This is a genomic window from Clostridium sp. DFI.1.208, assembly GCF_024463855.1.
Classification (GTDB): Bacteria; Bacillota_I; Bacilli_A; order Erysipelotrichales; family Erysipelotrichaceae; genus Clostridium_AQ.
Window position 1 is genome coordinate 1 of sequence record NZ_JANGCA010000209.1, and the last position, 411, is coordinate 411.

At 44.3% G+C, this 411-nt stretch carries 1 pseudogene; it reads right to left on the reverse strand.

The annotated features are described in order from the left end of the window. Window positions 1-394, reverse strand: a pseudogene (locus NE665_RS24065) (hypothetical protein); the annotation flags it as partial. Between the last annotated feature and the right edge of the window lie 17 nt (window positions 395-411).

Genomic DNA, 411 nt, shown 5'->3' on the forward strand with positions numbered 1-411 from the left:
CTAAGACGTTTGCTCGCAGTTCTTCTTCTACCTTGAGGATATCCATCGCCTCTGTAGCTGTCATATCTGGGAATCTCTCTAACATGGCCTGGACATGCATGATCGTGCTTGTTAGCTTTTCTTCAGCGCGTCCTTCAGCACGTCCTTCAACACGACCTTCAGCGAGTCCTTCGATTCTGCCTTCTTCTTTGATACCTTGGCTCAGGTTACACATGATCTCGACCTCCTCTTCGATTTCCTTCGTCATGTTTATGCGGTAATCATTCTTTAATTTCTTCTTTTTTTCTTCTGCCGATAGCTTGGCTATGAACAACAGGTTCAACAATTCCAGGAATCCATGCTCATCATCGTCATAGTCATATTCTTTGGCAGGGTAGACCATGATGGCTTCCAATAGATCATAATCTTCCT